We start from the raw sequence: 15,377 nt of genomic DNA on the forward strand, positions 1-15,377 counted from the left end.
TGCGCAATCGCAACATTTTGTATACTTTGTCGCGTTGAGTGGAATCGCTTCTCCTGACACTATGCTGTCAGGAACCAGTTGGGGTTCCGACGACTGAGGGGCAGTGGTCGATAGCATGACAGGCAAGAGCATCAAGCGACGCAACACACCGGCCATCGAGTGGCCGACTGCGGTTCTCGCTTTCTTCTGTTACGGAACGTGGCTTGCAACCGGTTTCCTGCTCTGGCCTTCCCATCCCATCGTGGCCCTCGCTCTCCTTGGCTTCATTCTCGCACTGCAGTCGTCGATCATGCACGAAGTGCTGCATGGCCATCCGACGCGCAGCGCGCTGATCAACGAGGCCTTCGTCTTCCTGCCGATCGGTCTGGTCTGGCCGTTCCGCCGCTTCAAGACGCTTCACCTGCGCCACCATGCCGACGAGCGGCTGACCGATCCGCTCGACGATCCCGAAAGCTACTATCAGGCGCTGTGGCAGCACGACGATTTGCCGCCGACGATGAAGTTCCTGCTCAAGATCAACAACACCATGGCCGGCCGTTTCTTCCTTGGCCCGTGGCTGTCTTGCATCGGCTTCTTCATCGACGATTTCAAGCAGATGATGGCCGGCGACAAGGCGATCCGCAAGGCTTGGCTGCTGCATGCGATCGGCCTCGCCATCGTGGCGCCGATCGTGCAGTTCGGCTTCGGCATTCCGCTGTGGCTCTACATTCTGGCGCCGGTCTGGCTCGGCCAGTCGCTGATCGCGATCCGCACCTTTGCCGAGCATCAGTGGTCCGAACATCCGGAAGGCCGCACGGTGATCATCGAGCGCTCGCCGCTGTCGTTCCTGTTCCTCAACAACAATCTTCACTTCGTCCATCACAAGACGCCTACGGTGGCCTGGTACAAGCTGCCGAAACTGTTTCGCGAGCGCCGTGACGAGTGGCTGCGGATGAACAATGGCTATGCCTATCCGAACTATTTCGCGCTGATCAAAGCCTATGCCTTCAAGGCTAAGGAGCCGATCGTGCATCCGGTGCTGCGGCGTGCGCCTGAGCACGGCCGGGCGTTCAAGCCGCGCATCCGGGCACGCAACATCAATGGACTCGGCACGGCGCCGGTGCCCGCCGAGCCGCCCAAGGAATAATTCGCGGCATCCCTCGTGTCGGCCAATTCTGATTGGACGCCGCGTTTTTGTGGTCCTTTTTACAGACGTGATGATTTGATATCGGCATGAGCGAACTGGTTGCGGCATTGCCCATGTATGACTGGCCCGAAGTGCGCGGCGAGGTCGACGCGCAATGGGGGCAATTGCGCGATGCCTTCCGGCAAAAGGGCATCGACGCGCCGCAAGCCATCGCGCGCAGCAATGGCGATCTGCCGCCGGTGCCGGGCGGCATCCATGATGCCCAAGGGGCGCTGATCGCGCCGGATCCTTCGACATTGCCGCCGGGCGAACTCGATTATCACAAGCTCTGGCTGCATCCGGCGCTGCTGTTCGCGCAGACCTGCTGGGGGCCGATGGAACTCGGTCTGTCCAGCCATGTGCAAGTGATCGGCCAGCCAAGCTATGACGCCTATGAGGGCGGGCAGGGCGAACTCTATTCCAGCGCGCTGGTGATGCGGACGGGCGAGGGGCCGGAAGCTCGCTCGCCCGCGGACGGCAAGGCCTTGCTGCCGCTCGACCTGTTCCGTGGCAAGCGCTTCACCTTCAACAGCCTGGATTCCATGTCGGGCATGATCGGGCTGACGCGTGATCTGCAGGCGGCCGGCGAAAGCCTCGATATCTTTTCCTCGCGCAGCGAAAGCGGCGGTCATCGCGCTTCGATCGTTACTGTTGCCGAGGGCAGGGCAGATGTCGCAGCAATCGACTGCGAAAGCTGGGCGCTGGCGCAGCGTTTCGAACCGGCGGCACGCAAGGTGGCGATCGTCGGCTGGACGGCGCGGCGCAAGGGCTTGCCCTTCATCACCGCCAGGACGACGCCGGAAAAGACAGTCTGGGCAATGCGCGAAGCCCTTGCCAGCCTAAGCGAGCAGCCTCGCATCCAACGGGTAGGTTGAAAGCTGCTCATTGCCGGTCTCGGTGATCAGGATCTGCTCCTCGATCTTGACGCCTTCGCGCCCGCCAAGCCTGCCGATATAGCTTTCCACGCACAGCACCATGCCGGGTTCGATCACGCCGTCCGGCGTATCCGGCGTCCAGTCGCTGGCATGCGGCAGCGTGGGGTATTCGTCAGCCAGGCCGACGCCGTGGTAGAGCACGCCGTAGCGGGTCGAGAAGCAGTCTCCCGGCGGCACCGCCGAGCGCTCGACAAGGTCGCGAAACGAGATGCCCGGCTGCATCAACTGCGTGTTGTGCTCGATCTGGTCGGCGGCGATGCGGAACAGGTCGCGCTGCTCATTGCTCGGCTTGGCATCGCCGCACAGCCAGGTGCGCGACAGGTCTGCGCAGAAGCCGTATGGGCCGATCAGGTCGGTGTCAAAGGCAACGAGGTCGCCGGCCTCGATGATGCGCGACGAGCACTCCTGGAACCACGGATTGGTGCGCGGGCCGGACGTCAGTAGCCGCGTTTCGATCCATTCGCCGCCGCGCGCAATGTTGCCGCGGTGCAGCTCGGCCCACAGTTCGTTCTCGGAAATGCCGGGCTGCAGAGCCTGTTCCATCTCGCCCATCGCCGCCTCGCAGGCGACAATGGTGCGGCGCATGGCGAGGATTTCGTCCGGTGATTTGATCAGCCGGGCATTCTCCATCACCGCTTCGCCATTGCCGATGGAGATGCCGAGACGGGCGAGTTCCTCGACGCCTTCTGGATTGATGTGATCGACCGCGATGCGGCTGTTGCCGCCGCCATGTTCCCTCACCAGATCGGCAATGCCGGCGGCCCAGCGGCGGACCTTTTGCTCCGTGAGTTCGCCGCTGTAGAGATACATCCACGAGACAGCCGGGCGCACTTCGTCGACGACGCCGGAATGGTCGGACAGATGCTCGCAGGAGAAATAGTCGAACAGCACCACAGGGCCTTCGGTGGCGACGAAGCAATGCCGCGTCGGATTGTGCGCCACCCACAGCTGCATGTTGGTCGAGTCGGTGGCGTAACGGATGTTGACGGGGTCGTAGAGCAGGGCGCCGGCATAGCCGCGCCGCGTCAGCTCGGCGCGGATGCGCTCCAGCCGGTATTTGCGCATCGCCGGAAGATCGGGGGCGGCAATGCCTGCCGCCGCCCATTCTGCTTCAGCCTGCGCGCCATAGCCCAGCACATGCTGGTTGAGCGACGCCGCCTTCTGGCGGGAGCCTTCACGCAATTCCTCGATCGAGCCAGGCTCGAACGGCATGATCTTGCGATGGCGGCCGAAGCCGCCTTTTGGCGCCGCGCCGTCCATGGCTGAACCTCAGGTCCGCATCTTCTCGCCGCTCGGGTCGAAAGGCGCCTCGACATTGATGCGCGCCGGGCGACGGTGTCCGAGGATCTCGATCTCGAACAGGCCGGCACTTTCGTCCTCAGCGAGTGCCGCAGGAACGTAGCCCTGCGCCATCGACTTCTGGACATAGTGGGCATAGCCGCCCGACGTCACCCAGCCGACCACGCGCCAGTCGCCATCGACGATGCCGCGCACGGCGGAAGCCCCTTCGGCAGCCTTGGAGCCGCGCACTTCCTCGCCCTTGTCGTCGAAGCGCGGCGCGCCATAGCCATGCGGCTTTTCCACCGTGCCAAAATCCTTGCTGACCTTGGCCCAGATCGGCTCGTCGCCCATGACGTCGGCATCGGCGGCGTCGACGATGAAGGAGACGCGGCGCAGTTTCGGGCCTTCCGCCTGTTCCTTGGCAGCGGCTTCGCGGCCGATGAAATCGTTCTTCTCGAGCTTGATGAAGCGGTCCATCGAGCCTTCGAATGGTCCGTAGATCGGCCGCAGCTCGCGGAACCAGGTCGGGAAGTTCTTTTCCAGGCGCATTGAGAGCAGGGCGCGCATGCCGAAATCGACCAGGCCGAATTCCTCGCCGGCATCCTTGATCGCCTTATAGACCAGGCGCTGGTAGGCCGGCGCCATCCAGATCTCGTAGCCGAGATCGCCGGTGTAGGTGATGCGGTTGACCATGCAGGGGGCGCCGCCGACCGCCATCTCGCGGAAATCCATGAAGCGGAAGGCTTTGGTCGAGATGTCGACATCGACCAGCTTCTGCAAGAGGTCTCGTGACTTTGGTCCGGCGATCGACAGGCCGACCAGCGTCTGGTCGAAGCGATGGATGCGCACCGAACCGTCTTTCGGCAGGTGCTTCTCGAACCAGCGCATGTGGTATTTCTGCGCGGCCGAAGAGCCCCAGATCATGAAGCGGTCTTCGCCGGCCTTGGCGATGGTGAAGTCGCCGATCAGCTTGCCGAATTCGTTGATCATCGGGGTTAGCACGATGCGGCCGGTCTTCGGCATGCGGTTGGTCATAAGTCGGTTGAGGAACTCTTCCGCGCCCGGTCCCGACACTTCGTATTTGGCGAAGTTGGCGATTTCGGTGACGCCGACGCGCTCGCGCGTGGCGCGCACTTCCTCGCCGATCGGGCCGAAATCATTGGAGCGGTGGAACGAGACGATATCCCTGGGCTCCTTGCCCTTCGGCGCGAACCAGAGCGGGGTTTCAAGGCCCCACGAGTCGCCCATGACGGCGTTGTTGGCGAGCATGGTGTCGTAGAGTGGGGTCGTCTGCGCCGGGCGTGCGGCCGGCAGTTCCTCATTGGGGAAGCGGATCGAGAAGCGGCGCGAATAGTTTTCGCGCACCTTGGCGTTGGTGTAGCGCAGACCGGCCCATTCGCCGAAGCGGGCGACATCCATGCCCCAGACGTCGAAGCCGGGATCGCCATGCACCATCCAGTTCGACAGAGCGAGGCCGACGCCGCCGCCCTGGCTGAAGCCGGCCATGACGGCGCAGGCGCACCAGAAATTGGTCAGGCCCTGCACCGGACCGACCAGGGGGTTGCCGTCGAGCGCGAAGGTGAAGGGGCCGTTGATGATCTGCTTGATGCCGGCCTTCTCGATGCCGGGGAAGTGCTTGAAGCCGATTTCCAGCGACGGCGCGATGCGGTCGAGATCGGGCGGCAGCAGTTCATGGCCGAAATCCCAGGGTGTGTTGACCGGCGACCATGGCTTGCAGGCTTTCTCATAGGTGCCGAGCAGGATGCCGTTGCGCTCCTGGCGGGTGTAGATCTCACCCTTGAAGTCGAGCACGCCGATCATCTCGCGGCCGGTCGACTTGTTGAACTCCTCGACCTCCGGCATCGGCTCGGTCAGGAGATACATGTGCTCCATGGCCAGCACAGGCAGTTCGACGCCGACCATGCGGCCGATCTCACGCGCCCACAGGCCGCCGCAATTGACGACATGCTCGGCGTGGACCGTGCCCTGTTCGGTGACGACGTTCCAGGTGCCGTCGGGCTGCTGCGTGAGATCGACGACGCGGTTGCGCAGCACGATCTCGGCACCGAGTTTCTTCGCCGCCTTGGAATAGGCGATGGTGGTGCCGGACGGGTCGAGATGGCCTTCGACTGGATCCCACATGGCGCCGACGAAGTTCTTCTCATCCATCAGCGGGAACATCGCCTTGGCTTCGGACGGTGTGATCAGCTCGGTGTCCATGCCGAGATAGCGGCCCTTGGCGTGGGCCAGCCGCAGGAAGTCCATGCGCTCCGGCGTATCGGCCATCATCACGCCGCCGGTCAGGTGCAGCGAGCAGGACTGGCCCGAGATTTCCTCGATCTCCTTGTAGAGCTGCACGGTGTAGGCCTGCAGCTTGGCGACGTTGGGGTCGCCGTTCAGCGTGTGGAAACCGCCGGCCGCGTGCCAGGACGAGCCGGAGGTCAGCTCCGAACGCTCGATCAGCATGATGTCGGTCCAGCCGGCCTTGGCCAGGTGATAGAGCACCGAGCAGCCGACGACACCGCCGCCGATGACAACCGCTTTTACATGGGATTTCATGAAGATAGGTCCGTTTTTGCGTAAATTGAATCAGAGGTTTCGGTCGCTGGCGGTCACGACGCCCGCCATGCACGATCAAAAATCGGTCGGCGCGCCGCCTTCGGCCGTGCGCTTCTGGACGAAGTCGTTGAGTTCCTCGCGGATCGCCGGATCCATGTAGGGCTCTTCATAGGATGCCAGCCGTTCCTTCCAGACCTTGTTGGCCTTCTCCATCGCCGTTGGCGAGCCAGCTTCCGCCCAGGTCTCGAAATTGCGCCAATCGGAAATGATCGGCGAATAGAAGGCGGTCTTGTAGCGGTCCTGCGTATGCTGGGTGCCGAAGAAATGGCCGCCGGGGCCAACCGACTGGATGGCGTCGAAGCCGAGCGCCTCCTCTGACAGGTCGAGCGGGGTGAGGAATTCGGCCACCATCTGCAACAGGTCGATGTCGAGAATGGTTTTCTCGTAGGAGCAGCGCAGGCCGCCCTCGAGCCAGCCGGCGGCATGCATCATCAGATTGCCGCCGCCCTGGATGGCGCCCCACAGCGAGAACACGCTCTCATAGGCCGCCTGCGCGTCGACCGTGTTGGCGGCGCAGGTGTTGGAGGTGCGGTAGGGGATGTTATAGCGGCGGGCAAGCTGGCCGCCGACAAGCTGCGCCTTCATATATTCGGGCGTGCCGAAGGCCGGTGAGCCGGACTTCATGTCGACATTGGAAGTGAAGCCGCCATAGCCGACAGGCGCGCCCCTGCGCACCATCTGGGCAAAGGCGATGCCGGACAGCGCCTCGGCATTCTGCTGCACCAGCGCGCCAGCGATGGTGACCGGCGCCATGGCGCCCGACAGGGTGAAGGGCGTGACGACAACGACCTGGCCCTTGCTCGACATCTGGATGATACCTTCCATCATCGGCACGTCGAGCTTGAGCGGCGAATTGGTGTTGATGATGGTGAAGACGGACGGCTCCTCGAGCAGTTGCTCGTGGCTGATGCCGCGCGCGATCCTGGCGATCTCGATGCCGTCGACATTGCGCTCCTTGCCGAGCGAATAGATGTGAAACACCTTGTCGGTCAGCGTGGCGAGGTCGCGGATGCATTCGAGGTGGCGCACCGACGGATGGATATCGGTCGGCTCGACCGGATAGCCGCCGGTGCAGTTCAGGATGTTGTGCATCTGCGCCAGGCGCAGGAAATTGCGGTAGTCGGCCTGGTTGCCGGGTCGGCGGCCTCGATCGATGTCGGAGCAGTTCGGCGCCGACGCCATCATCGAGATGATCAGATTGTCGCCGCCAAAGCGCACACTATGCGCAGGGTTGCGGGCATGGATGGTGAATTCCGACGGGCAGTGCGAGATGAGTTCGAGGATCATGTCGCTGTCGAAGCGCACGCGCTCCGAGCCTTCGCGCACATCGGCGCCATGCGCCTTCATGATGCGGCGGGCTTCGTCGTGCAGGACGTCGACGCCGATTTCCCTGAGCACGCGCAAGGAGGCGAGGTGGATCGATTCCAGCTCGTCTTCCGACACCAGCCTGGTCGGCGCCAGCGGGTTTTTCAGCTGGCGGAAAGCCGGTTGCTCGAACGCGGCCGAGCCTCCGGCGCGCTTTCCGGCGCGGCCGCCACGGCGGGCACGGTCGGGTGCCAGGGCCGGTTCTAAGGGGTTTACGGCGGCGGTCATGATGGTCCTCGTAGGATGCGAATAGCGGGCGGCATAATGGACCGGCGGCCCGCCGGCCATTGCGGAGGCGGCGACCACTAGGGCGAGGGAAGCGACATGCCGGAACGGCAGCTGTGTGGCCGCGGCATCGCCTGATCACCGCGCTGTTGGCGCAAGCGGATTTAGCTTACCGGCCCTTTCTTTCCCCGAATTGAACCCGTAGCTGGTGGGCCTTGCCGGCAGGGAGGTCAGCCGGCACCTCACATGGAATGATGGAATGGTCGCAACCAGCTCGAGCGAAGGCGAAGCGGGGACGCAGTGGGCAGCGCTCGCCGGCGTCACCGCGGCACTTGCCATGTTCGGCGCCGCGCAAGGGCTGAGCTCACCGCTGTTCACGCTTTTGATGCAGAAGCAAGGCATGTCGCCCGGGCTGATCGGCCTGTCGGCGGCGATGATGCCGCTCGGCCTGATCCTGTCGGCCTCGTTCGTGCCGGCGGCGGTGCGGCTGGTCGGTGCGCGCAACCTGGCGGTCGGCTGCTCGCTGATCGGCGCGCTGTGTTTCCTCGGCATCGGCTATCTGCAGAACTGGATGGCCTGGTACATCATCCGCTTCATCATCGGGGTCGTCATCAATCCGCTCTATATCCTCGGCGAGGTCTGGGCGCTGTCGCTAGCGCCGCCTTCGCGGCGCGGCCGGGTGATGGGCGTGTTCAACACGCTGATGGGCGCCGGTTATGCGGCGGGGCCCTTCACCCTGACCTTCGTCGGCACGTCGGGCTGGGCACCCTTCAGGGTCGGCATCGGTGGCTTCGTGCTTTGCGCGGTCATCCTGCGCCTTGTCTCCTCGAAGCTTACCGGGTTCGAGGATGACGGGCAGCCAGCCGGCAGCTTTGTCGGCTTCGCCCGGCTGGCGCCGGCGCTGCTGCTGGCCGTGCTGGTCTCGGCCGCCGTCCAGCAGAGCACCTATGCGCTGGTCCCGGTCTTCGGCACCGGCTATGGCCTGCCGGAAGCCGTGCTCGCCGCGCTGGTGATGGCACTGTCGCTCGGCAACATCCTGCTGCAGATCCCGCTCGGCCTGCTGGCGGAACGGTTCGGTGGCCGCCCGATGATCGTAGCCTGCGCGGTGGCGACGGCAATCTGCGCGGCGCTGCTGCCGCTGCTGATCACCACGCCGCTGATCTGGGGCGTGCTGCTGGTGATGGGCGCGGTGGGCTACGGCGTCTATACGATGGCATTGGTCGAACTCGGCAGCCGCTTCAAGGGCACGCTGCTCGTCACCGGCAATGCGGCCTTCGCCCTGCTGTGGGGCGTTGGCGGCATTGTCGGCCCGCCGGGCGCCGGCCTGCTGATGCAAGGCATCGGCCCGCTGGGCCTGCCCGTGGTGATCTTCGGTCTCGATGCGGCTCTGGTCGCCTTCGCCTTGTTCCGCTCCTCGCAACGCCGAGCCTCCTGACATGGATCTGGCTGGAGCAAGCGCTTTCCGCTGGCGGGGCTTACCGCTGTTTGGCCGAGCCGGTAATCCTGCCGGGCACCAACGGTAGGACCATGGCCGCGGCGGATTCGAAAACTGGCGAAGGAATGCAATGGGCGGCGATCACCGGCGTGATCGCGACCGTCTCGGTGTTCGCCATCGCGCAGGGGCTGTCCTATCCGCTGCTGAGCTTCATCCTGCAGCGCCAGGGCGTCTCGCCGGCGATGATCGGCCTGTCGGCGGCGATGACGCCGATCGGCTTCATCGTCTCGTCGCCGCTGATCCCGGGGCTTGCGCGGCGGTTCGGGGCGGGGCGCACGGCGCTTACTTGCGCCGCGCTCTCGGCCGTGGTGCTGGCGCTGATCGGCTGGACGCAGAATGTCTATCTGTGGTTTCCGCTGCGCTTCCTGATCGGCGTGGTGACCAACCCGCTATACGTCTTGAGCGAGATCTGGGTGATTGCCCTTGCGCCGCCGGCCAGGCGCGGGCGCATCATGGGCGTCTATTCGACGATCATTTCGGCCGGCTTCGCGGCCGGCCCGCTCTGCCTGCTCGCCGTCGGTACGCAGGGATGGCCGCCCTTCCTCGTCGGTATTTGTGCCTTCGTGCTATGCGGCATGTGCCTGGCGTCGGTGCTGCCGCGCCTGCCGAAGGTGGACGAGGCCGGGCATCGGGTTTCCGTTCTGGGCTTCGTACCGATGGCGTGGCTGCTTCTGTTGGCGGTCATCGTGGCCGCGGGTTTCGAACAGGGGGCGCTGGCCTTGCTGCCGGTCTATGGCAACCACTATGGTATCGCGGAAGCCCGCATGTCGGCGCTGCTGTCGATGATGATCGCCGGCAACATTGCCATGCAGGTGCCGCTCGGCCTGCTGGCGGAGAGGCTGACCGCACGCCTGGTGCGGCTCGCCTGTGTTTCCTTGACCGTGCTCGGATGCGTGTTGCTGCCGCTTCTCATCGAAACGCCGCTGATCTGGCCGATGATCTTCGTCTGGGGAGCGGTCTCCTACGGCATCTACACGATGTCGATCATCGAGCTGGGCGAGCGTTTCACCGGCTCGACCCTGGTCGCCGGCAACGCCGCCTTCTCGCTGATGTGGGGCGTCGGCGGCATAGCCGTGCCGCCGCTGGCCGGCAGCGCCATGGATATACTGGGTGCGAGAGGCCTGCCGATCACGCTTTGCCTCATGTGCCTGGCCCTGACGGTCGCGAGCCTCGCTGGTCGCGCGAAGGCCTAAATCCTTGGCTGCAACTCTTGAATATCGGACGCGGCATGTCGATGTTGCATGCCCAAGCATTGCCTATTTGGAGATTCCATGACCAAGCCCATCGCCAAGCCAGAAGCCGATACCGCGGACCCCTTCCTCTGGCTGGAGGACAGGACCAGCAAACAGTCGCTCGACTGGGTGCATGGCCAGAACGAGATCGCGGTTGGCGAATTGCAGGGCGATCCTTCGTATCAGGCGTCGTTCCAGACGGCACTCGACCTGATGACGGCCGAGGACAACATCGCCGTCGGCGCGGCAGTAGCCGGCCACGTCTATAATTTCTGGCAGGACAAGACCAATGCGCTCGGCCTGTGGCGCCGCACGACAGTCGCTTCCTACAAGACCGAGAAGCCGGTCTGGGAAACGATCATCGACTTCGACGAGCTTGCGGCGAAGGAGGGGATAAAATGGGTGTTCAGCGGTGCCAGCCGGCTCTATCCGGACTTCAGCCGCTGCCTGCTGTCGATGTCGCCGGACGGCGGCGACGCCAGCGAGATGCGCGAATTCGACATCGAAACCAGATTGTTCATCGAGGGCGGGTTCCGTGCGCCGGCTTCCAAGTCGGGTTTCGGCTGGCTGGACAAGGACACGGTCATCGTCTCGGCGGCGTTCGAGGAATCCGACAAGACCGAGTCCGGCTACCCGCGTGTGATCAAGCTCTGGAAACGCGGCACGGCGCTGGAAGAGGCGACGCCGATCTTCGAGGCGCAGAAAGACGATCTCGCCGCAGGAGCCGGCGTCGAGTTCGACGGCGAGAAGCGTCACGTGTTCCTGGCGCGGGCTATCAATTTCTTCGCGTCGCACAGTTTCCTGCATCTCCCATCTGGCGAAAACAGGCGCATTCCGCTGCCCGACGACGCCACCGACACATCGCTTTTCAAGGACCAGCTGGTGTTCGGGGTGCGCACGCCATGGATGGCACCGGATGGCACGGTGTGCAAACCGGACGGGCTCTATTCGCTCGATTTCGCGCACTGGATCGAAAGCGGCGGTTTCGGCGCCATCGAAACCTTGCTGGCGCCGGCGCATCGCGTGTCCATCGCCGGGCTCGCCAGAACGCAGGACCGGCTGTTCGTCAGCCTGATGGACAACGTGCGCGGCAAGGTTCTCGTCTGCGAGCGCAAGAATGGCGCCTGGTCGCTGAAGCCGGCCGCGTTGCCTGAGAACGGCACTATCGGCATCAGCCATGCCGAGCGCTTCGGCTCCAGCGTGTCCTTCTCCTTCACGGATTTCCTGACGCCGAGCTCGATCATCTGGTCGGATGACGACGGCGAGACGCTTGCCACGGTGAAGTCGCAGCCGGCGCGCTTCGATGCCGCGCCGCTGATCTCGGAACAGTTCGAGGCGCGCTCGAAGGACGGCACGATGATCCCATACTTCGTCGTCCGGCGCCGTGACCAGAAAGGGCCGGTGCCTACGCTGCTCTACGGTTATGGCGGCTTCGAAGTGCCGCTCTTGCCGGGCTATGCCGGCGTGCGCGGCAGGCTGTGGCTGGAGAAGGGCAATGCCTATGTGCAGGCCTGCATTCGCGGTGGCGGCGAGTTCGGGCCCGCCTGGCACCAGGCGGCGCTGAAAGGCAATCGCCAGAACGGTTTTGACGACTTCGCCGCGGTGGCCGAGGACGTCGTCAGGCGCGGCATCGCGACGGCAAGCTCGCTCGGCATCCAAGGTGGCTCGAATGGCGGCCTGCTGACCGGCGTTTCACTGACGCAGCGCCCGGAACTCTTTGGCGCCGTCATCATCGAGGTGCCGCTGCTCGACATGCTGCGCTACACCGAATTGCCGCCCGGCGCCTCATGGATGGCCGAGTATGGCGATCCGTCGAAGCCGGAAGACGCCAGGTGGCTGTCTGCCTATTCGCCCTACCAGCATGTCAGGGTGGGTGCCGCCTATCCGCCGGTGCTGCTGACGACCTCGACCGCCGACGACCGCGTCCATCCCGGCCATGCCCGCAAGATGGCGGCACGCCTGCTGGAGGCCGGCCACGCCGGGACACTCTTCTTTGAAGAGACCGAAGGCGGGCATGGCGGACGTGGCGATCGCCGGCCGCAGGCGGCGCAGACGGCGATGAAATATGTCTTCCTGCAGCGGGCACTGAGCGCCAAGGCTTAGAATCGGCCATGGGCCAAGCAAAGGGTGGTTCACCTCGGCCAGCCTTTGCTCTAAGGTGCCCTGCATGGCTCCTGCTATGACCTTTGTCTGCACGTTCGGGGTCGCGGTGACACCGTCACCGCGCACGCTGCGCGCGGAGCTTTTGCGGCTGTGCGCCCGCATCGGTTATTCGCCGCCCGCCAGCCTCTGATGCATTCGCCCCGGCGCCTGCCGGACTGAATCCAGAGGAAAGAATCAGACATGACCTATCAGAATTATTCGCTGAAGCAGCTTCAGCAGATCGACGCCGCGCACCATCTCCATCCTTTCACCGACCACAAGGAATTGCGTGAAGCGGGTTCGCGCATCATCACCCACGCCAATGGCCCGTTCATCTACGATTCCGAAGGGTTGGAATTGCTCGACGGCATGGCCGGCCTGTGGTGCGTCAACATCGGCTATGGCCGCGACGAACTCGCCGAGGCCGCCTACGCCCAGATGAAGGAGCTGCCTTACTACAATTCCTTCTTCAAATGCTCGACGCCGACGCCGGTGCTGTTGTCCAAGAAGCTGGCCGAGATCGCGCCGAAGAACGTCAACCAGGTGTTCTACGGCTCCTCCGGCTCGGAAGCCAACGACACCGCCTTGCGTCTTGTACGCCACTACTGGGTGATCGAGGGCAAGCCGGAGAAGAACCGCATCATCTCGCGCAAAATGGCCTATCACGGCTCGACCATCGCCGCCACGTCGCTCGGCGGCATGGATGCCATGCACAAGCAGCTCAACGGGGCTGTGCCCAACATCGTGCATGTGATGATGCCCTATGCCTATGGGCTGGCGCTGCCGGGCGAGAGCGATCATGATTTCGGCCTGCGCGCGGCCAAATCGGTCGAGGACGCTATCCTCGAGGCCGGCGCCGACAAGGTCGCGGCCTTTATCGGCGAGCCGGTGATGGGCGCGGGCGGCGTCAAGATCCCGCCGGCGAGCTACTGGCCCGAAGTGCAGCGCATCTGCCGCAAATATGATGTGCTTTTGATGCTGGACGAGGTCATCACCGGCTATGGTCGCACCGGCGAGTGGTTCGCGGCCCAGACCTTCGGCATCGAACCGGACACCATCACCACGGCCAAGGCGCTGACCTCGGGCTATCAGCCGCTGTCGGCGCTGCTGGTCGGCGACCGCATCACCTCGACGCTGGTCGAGAAGGGCGGCGAGTTCAACCACGGCTACACCTATTCCGGGCATCCGGTGGCCTGCGCCGTGGCCTTGAAAAACCTCGAGATCATCGAGCAGGAAGGCCTGGTCGAGCGCGTCAGGAACGACACCGGGCCTTATTTCGCCAAGGCCTTGCAGGAGCGCATCGCCGGGCATGACCTGGTCGGCGAGGTGCGTTCGATCGGCCTGATGGGCGCGATCGAGATCGTCAAGGACAAAGCGACCAAGGAGCGGTTCCTGCCGTCGGGAAGTGCCGCGGTGACGGTGCGTGACCATGCCATCGCCAATGGCATGATGCTGCGCGCCACTGGCGACACCATGATCCTGTCGCCGCCGCTGATCTGGACCCGCGACACGATCGACATGGCCTGCGAGCGGATCGGCAAGGCGCTGGATCTGGCGCAGGCCGATCTGCGCAAGCGGTAAGGCGAACCTCGACCGGGCGTTTCTTCAGGGGAACTCCCGCCCTCGAGAAACATACTGCCTCCATGGGGAACAAACTTCACCCTCCGCGCGTAGTGTGTGGGGCGGCAGCCATCCGGCTGTAGCAAGGGGTTCATTTCCATGAGAAAAACCGGCAAGAGCCGACGCGCGCAAGAAGCGGCCAGCATCGGCGCTGACCTGATGTTGGCGCCGATGGTGGCGATGATGCGCCTGCCGTTGATGGCGATGGACGCCGGCAGCAGCCAGCCCTGGGGCACCGAAAGCGCGCGTGCGGTGAACGAGAAGACCGCGGCAATCGCCGAGGGCGCGTTCGCGGCGCAAATGTCCTTCCTGCAGTCGGCATCGCGATTCTGGCCGGAACTCCTTTCCGGTCGCACGCCGTCGCTGTTCAACGGCGTCGCGGCCGAATTGTCGATCAGCGCCGCGCTCAAGCCCGCCAGCCGCGCGGTGAAGGCGAATTTTCGCCGGCTGTCGTCAAAGGCTTGAAATAGACCCTGCCGAACTTTGATTTTGCGCATTGTCGAAATCATGGTCTAGAACCAATCGGCATACGCACCGATGGGGGACATCATGGCCGGACAACCGCTCAACCAGCCGGCTGAAATCCCGGCCGAGCTCGACCGTTGGAACTGGGGCGCCTTCTTCCTCAACTGGATCTGGGGCATCGGCAATAGCACTTTGATCGCACTGCTGGCACTGATCCCGGTCGTCAATCTCGTCATGATCTTCGTGCTCGGTGCACGCGGCAGCCGCTGGGCCTGGCAGAACCGGGCCTGGCGCGACGCGGAGCAGTTCCGCAAGACGCAGCGCAACTGGGCAATCGCCGGCCTTGCTATCTGGGTGCTCAGTATCGGGGGCTGTGCGACGGCGGTCGGCAGCATCCCCTTCATGTTCAAAGGCAGTGACGCCTACCACATGACCATGGACGCCGTGCGTGCCGATACCCGGGTCAAGGCGGCCATTGGCGACGGCGTGACCGACAATTTCTGGGTCGGCGGCCATCTCAACGTCAGTGCGAATGGAACGGGCGACGCCCAGTTCAGCATTCCCGTCCACGGCGCCAAGGGCAAAGCCACCGTGTTTTCCCATATGGTCCGCAATGCCGGCACGTGGAGCATCCGCCTGCTCGTGGTCAGGGTTGATGGAGTGGACACGCCGATCGTGCTGACCAACGAAGATCATGTGCCAATCCCGAATGCGGCGATTGGAATATAGACATGAGCCTTGAGTGAGCGCGGCAGAAATGCAAAAACCGCGCTCCATCGGGAACGCGGCTTTGCCAGATACGCATGGCGTTTCGCTACGCAAACACTTGGCGA

12 protein-coding genes are annotated in these 15,377 nt (G+C 64.1%); 9 read left to right on the top strand and 3 right to left on the bottom strand.

Annotation, left to right across the window (positions count from 1 at the left end; translation table 11 throughout):
- Window positions 1-115: 115 nt before the first annotated feature.
- The gene (locus D3242_RS05995; RefSeq protein WP_064984044.1) at window positions 116-1,126 is read left to right on the top strand and encodes a fatty acid desaturase; all 1,011 of its coding nucleotides are present in this window, start codon (window positions 116-118) and stop codon (window positions 1,124-1,126) included.
- Between the two features lie 86 nt (window positions 1,127-1,212).
- Window positions 1,213-2,040 (top strand): phosphate/phosphite/phosphonate ABC transporter substrate-binding protein, encoded by an 828-nt coding sequence (locus tag D3242_RS06000; RefSeq protein ID WP_019858681.1) that lies wholly within the window; start codon window positions 1,213-1,215, stop codon window positions 2,038-2,040.
- Here the strand turns inward: D3242_RS06000 and D3242_RS06005 are convergent.
- The 3 genes from D3242_RS06005 to D3242_RS06015 form a co-directional block, all read right to left on the bottom strand.
- Window positions 2,005-3,360 carry a M24 family metallopeptidase gene (locus tag D3242_RS06005; RefSeq protein ID WP_064984046.1) on the bottom strand — a complete coding sequence of 452 codons (1,356 nt, stop codon included), beginning with the start codon at window positions 3,358-3,360 and terminating at the stop codon, window positions 2,005-2,007. The two genes, D3242_RS06000 and D3242_RS06005, sit on opposite strands and share 36 nt — an antisense overlap.
- Window positions 3,361-3,369: 9 nt before the next feature.
- Window positions 3,370-5,940 carry a GcvT family protein gene (locus D3242_RS06010; protein ID WP_064984048.1) on the bottom strand — a complete coding sequence of 857 codons (2,571 nt, stop codon included), beginning with the start codon at window positions 5,938-5,940 and terminating at the stop codon, window positions 3,370-3,372.
- Between the two features lie 75 nt (window positions 5,941-6,015).
- Window positions 6,016-7,593 (bottom strand): trimethylamine methyltransferase family protein, encoded by a 1,578-nt coding sequence (locus tag D3242_RS06015; protein WP_064984319.1) that lies wholly within the window; start codon window positions 7,591-7,593, stop codon window positions 6,016-6,018.
- A gap of 256 nt (window positions 7,594-7,849) precedes the next feature.
- Here D3242_RS06015 and D3242_RS06020 point away from each other — a divergent pair, with 256 nt between their 5' ends.
- The 7 genes from D3242_RS06020 (at window position 7,850) to D3242_RS06050 (ending at window position 15,273) form a co-directional block, all read left to right on the top strand.
- Entirely contained in the window at window positions 7,850-9,025 is a 1,176-nt protein-coding gene (locus D3242_RS06020; protein WP_064984049.1) for an MFS transporter, read from the top strand.
- A 92-nt stretch (window positions 9,026-9,117) separates the two neighbouring features.
- Window positions 9,118-10,278, top strand: coding sequence for an MFS transporter (locus tag D3242_RS06025; protein ID WP_064984051.1), 1,161 nt, complete (start codon window positions 9,118-9,120; stop codon window positions 10,276-10,278).
- A 78-nt stretch (window positions 10,279-10,356) separates the two neighbouring features.
- Entirely contained in the window at window positions 10,357-12,420 is a 2,064-nt protein-coding gene (locus D3242_RS06030) for a prolyl oligopeptidase family serine peptidase (protein ID WP_064984053.1), read from the top strand.
- A 64-nt stretch (window positions 12,421-12,484) separates the two neighbouring features.
- Window positions 12,485-12,610, top strand: a complete 126-nt coding sequence (locus tag D3242_RS06035) for a capsid protein (RefSeq protein WP_081293941.1) — start codon at window positions 12,485-12,487, stop codon at window positions 12,608-12,610.
- 50 nt (window positions 12,611-12,660) lie between these two features.
- On the top strand, window positions 12,661-14,040 hold the full coding sequence (locus D3242_RS06040; protein WP_064984058.1) for an aspartate aminotransferase family protein: 1,380 nt from the start codon (window positions 12,661-12,663) through the stop codon (window positions 14,038-14,040).
- 138 nt (window positions 14,041-14,178) lie between these two features.
- The gene (locus tag D3242_RS06045; RefSeq protein WP_027046943.1) at window positions 14,179-14,544 is read left to right on the top strand and encodes a hypothetical protein; all 366 of its coding nucleotides are present in this window, start codon (window positions 14,179-14,181) and stop codon (window positions 14,542-14,544) included.
- A gap of 84 nt (window positions 14,545-14,628) precedes the next feature.
- A complete protein-coding gene (locus tag D3242_RS06050; protein WP_064984320.1) occupies window positions 14,629-15,273 on the top strand; it encodes a cytochrome c oxidase assembly factor Coa1 family protein in 645 nt (214 codons plus the stop codon).
- The last annotated feature ends 104 nt before the right edge of the window (window positions 15,274-15,377 follow it).

The organism is Mesorhizobium jarvisii (assembly GCF_003601985.1).
GTDB classification, from domain to species: Bacteria; Pseudomonadota; Alphaproteobacteria; order Rhizobiales; family Rhizobiaceae; genus Mesorhizobium; species Mesorhizobium jarvisii.